The organism is Prosthecobacter sp., assembly GCF_044373815.1.
In the GTDB taxonomy this organism is placed as follows: Bacteria; Verrucomicrobiota; Verrucomicrobiia; order Verrucomicrobiales; family Verrucomicrobiaceae; genus Prosthecobacter.
Window position 1 is genome coordinate 1 of the sequence record NZ_JBIPNG010000550.1, and the last position, 3,984, is coordinate 3,984.

The 3,984-nt window shown below is 56.4% G+C and carries 2 protein-coding genes; both read right to left on the minus strand.

Features of this window, described 5'->3' with window-relative positions; all coding sequences use genetic code 11:
- Window positions 1-1,094 (minus strand): DUF1549 domain-containing protein (locus ACIREA_RS27985; RefSeq protein ID WP_397385612.1); only part of this gene is annotated, 1,094 nt, incomplete at its 3' end.
- A 278-nt stretch (window positions 1,095-1,372) separates the two neighbouring features.
- A complete protein-coding gene (locus tag ACIREA_RS27990; RefSeq protein ID WP_397385613.1) occupies window positions 1,373-3,718 on the minus strand; it encodes a serine protease in 2,346 nt (781 codons plus the stop codon).
- Between the last annotated feature and the right edge of the window lie 266 nt (window positions 3,719-3,984).

Genomic DNA, 3,984 nt, shown 5'->3' on the forward strand with positions numbered 1-3,984 from the left:
ATGCCGTAGTAATCCTGCTGGCCGATGGCGTCGAATTTGTGATCGTGGCAGCGCACGCAGCCGAGTGTCATGCCGAGGAAGGCGGTGCCTACCTTGCTGACCTGGCTGTCTACGAAATCGTATTCCATCTTCAGTTTATCAATCGAATTGATGTCCACATCACCGAGTACGATGAAACCGGTGGCGATGAGATTTTCGCGGCGTTCCTGCGGTGATGCGGCGGGCAACAGATCACCAGCGATCTGCTCGCGGATAAAGCGGTCGAAAGGCTTGTCCGAATTGAAGGACTTCAGCAGATAATCACGGTAGCGCCACGCGTGTTCGGCGAAGATTTTGCCCTCCGTGCCGATCTGCTCCGCATAGCCCACGAGATCCAGCCAATGCCGCGCCCAGCGCTCGCCATAGGCCTTGGAGTCGAGCAGGCGATCCACTACGCGTTCATGCGCCTGCGGTGACGGGGCCGCGATGAAGGCCGCAATTTCCGCCTCTGTGGGAGGGAGCCCGGTAAGGTCAAAGGTGACCCGCCGCAGCCAGGTGTGCGCCTCCGCTGCCGCGCCGGGTTGGAGGCCTGTGGACTCCAGTTTCGCGAGCAGAAAGACATCCACTTCGTTCAACGGCCAGGCTTTATCGCGCACGGGTGGTGGCGCGGTTTCACGCACCGGCTGGTAGGCCCAGTGCTTGCGGCCCGCCTCGATATCCACGCCCTTTTTTTCCGCCATGATCGCAGCCTCACGTGGGTCAGGCGCGCCTGCGGCCACCCATTGTTCCAGAATGGCAATCTCTCTGGCAGGCAGCTTCGTCTTCGGCGGCATTTCGAGATCAGGCGTGGCATAATGCACCGCCTTGATCAGCCTGCTCTGATCCAAGGCGCCCGGGACCAGCGCCGGCCCACTCTCGCCGCCCTTTTGCCATCCCGAGGGGGAGTCCAGCGTGAGCCCTCCCTTGATCTTCCCCGCGTGGGAGTGGCATTCATAGCACCGCTGCCGCAGAATCGGCTCCACTTGGTCGCGAAATATATCCACAGCCCGGGTGCTCAACGTGCCCAAATTGAGCGCGGCAACCACAAGGCACCAAGGATGGACGTAACGACGCATGTGTGAATAGTACAACCGAACGGCGGCTTTTCTTCTTCTTCGTCGTGAACAACTATCTTTCTGATAGGAAATTGCTTTTTCGGGTGCCGGGTCGGGTTGGCCCTAGACGTGGCGCTGGGACGGGGGGGGGAGAGGGGGCTGACACGAGATGCAGTTGGCTTTGAGGAATGGATACACATCCCGATAAAAATCGAGATCGGCGGCATGAATCATGGATGTCGCGGGCAAAGCCAAGCCCACAAAGAGGCAACGTGCGGTAAGTGTTCGGGCGGTGAGCATTATTTCTTCGGGGTTGCGGCTGCGGAGGCGACTTGAGCGGCTTTGATGGAAACCTGAATGGGTTCGGATACAACAATATCGATGATGTCCTTCGGTGCGGCGGCAGCAGTGACGGTCTTTAAGAGTTGAGTGGCGTCGGCCATGGCGACCTCAGCCAACTTTTGTTTCCCTGCGGCGATCTTCGCAGCGTTGGCGGCTTCGATCTTCTCAGCGGCTGGCGCAGTGGTGACTTTACCAGCAAAGTTTTTTGCGGCAGCGGTGAGGGTTGTGACTTCCTGTGCAGCTTTCTTGAGCTGTTCCTCAGCCATCTTAACCGCGTCTTGGTTGGGGTGATATTTGGTGATGCCGATACCCTTAAATGCGAGTGTGTAATCACCAGGTGGAGTCTTTAATGCCGCAAGATCAAGAACAGCCTCGGATGTGGCGGCTTTGATGGGCACGTCCATCTCCTTCATGTCCCCAAAAAAGGTGCCGTATGCCTTAAATTTAACGGAAGTGCCGTTGAACTCGTTTCTCCATGTGAGCTTGAGCGGTATCTTCAAAATCTCTCCGGCTTTGGCCTCCAATACTTTGCCTGCGCTTGCTGCTATGGTAACGGGAGCCTTCTCTGAGTCACTCACCGACACCGGCACGTCAGCCACGAGACGGGATGTCGGGAAATCACTCGGGGCGTATACCACAGGCCATTCCATGGAGGCGAGAAAGCATGGGCGCGTCACACTGGCACCATTGATCGTTGCACGACCAAACATTTTCGCGATCGCGAACGCGGGCTTGGCATTCTCAGCAGCGGTGATGAAAATCATGCCCTGCACCTTGCCAGCTGGAATCTTTAAACCGCGTGCAGTCACTCCTGGAGGCAGGCCTTCTATAGCCAGATCGATGTCACCATCGAATCCATCACGTCTCACGACAACCACCTCAAAAGCCATCGTAACGCCAGCGCGCAAGGCGATAGGCTTGGATATGGTGCCGAAATCATTTTGGCGCACGGACATGTGCGCGGCCCAGGCGACGAGCTTAAAATCCGGTGCTGCCTGCCGAATAATGAGGCGATAGACATTGCTCGCGTCACTGCGTGTGCCACCGAACAAATCCCGCACTTGCAGGCGATAGTCTCCGTCCTCTTTGATCTCAACTTTGCCCAGTACATCGGGGGATCCAGCATCATATGGCGGGCCATTGTAAGATGAGGCGGGGACATAAGTGCCGGCCTTCATCGGGCTTGGGATGTCATACAGCTCCGCCACGTCCTTAAGCGTCTCCTTGTCCCCGATCTTGGTGACACGTTGCACAAGAACAAACGGATCAGTAGGCAGACCGATTCGCTCAGAGGCAACCTCAACCCACCAGGTCTCACCCTTCTTCGCTGAGAACTCAAAGGTGTCGACATCCGCCGCTGGGAAAAAACTGCCCGCAATGTCGCAAGGCAACGTCATTTTCTGTGCCTGCGCAGGCTGATTATTTGGCTCAGCTTCATTCGCCTTCGCCGTTGCGGCCAAGCCTTCCGGTGGCCAAGACATGGAACTCACTGACGCCGTGGCTGGCTGGCGCGGCACGGGGCCATTGTCCGCCACCTCCTGCAACGCCAACCTGTAAAAATGCTGAACTCCACCTTGGAACGTTAGGCTGTGAAGCTTGATCAGATAGGTGCTATCGGCAGGCGGCGTGAAATCGAGAACTCCACCCGTGCGATTCACCAGCAAATCACGTCCTTGAGCATCGGCGATAATCACCACCGGGGTTAGTTTTGAGTCAATCCCTGTCGCTGCGCAATCCACGACGACGCGCTTACCCTTCACACCTTGGAATGAATAGAAATCCACCAACCGCTTGGTGGTCGCCGCGTTGCAGACAGAGTTCAGTTTCATTGCCATGGCAGTTTCCACCGAGTTGTTTGGCAAAACGCGAACCACCTCTGGCAGACGATCCACCGAGAAAGCGCGCGCCGCCGAAATACCCAGACGCGACAGCACTCTCGCATCATGCACGCCGGTGGGTGCATCCGCCGCAATGGTGACAAGAAATTTGTTCTCCACGGACTTTCCATCCGCACCAATGACTGGTTTTGCGGTGATCTTCGGTGTCGAAAAAAGCAGGGCACTTACCTCTTCAATATTTTCGCCAGTGATGCTGACCTCAACATTCGTGCTAACTTGTCCACCCATCGGCATCACCGTAAGTAACCGAGGCGCAGGAAGACAGACTTGTTGAGAGAAACTCGTCGTGACTGGCCCAAAGCCCACCAGACCGAGGGCGAAGGGAATGCCTATTATTGAAAGACTGCTTTTGACTGTTCCCATCCGAAGTTTTCGATGAGTGTGTAGCTGAACGTGAATCATCATTTATTTGGGGTTTCTGCTAGGAAATTGCTTTTGAGGTGCCGGGTCGTATTGGCCCAGGACGTGGCGCGGGGAAGGGGGATGGTGACGGCTGATTATACATCCTGAACGTGTGCGTGAACGCGATTCATGCAGGGAGCATGGATGCGGATCCCGCGATGTGGATGGTGACGTGGGAGATGACGAAGGTGAGGAATGCGAAGGCGGAGAGATTGGGGGAAAATGACAAGACTCGGAGGAGGATTGGGTTTCAGCGGGTTTGATCGATT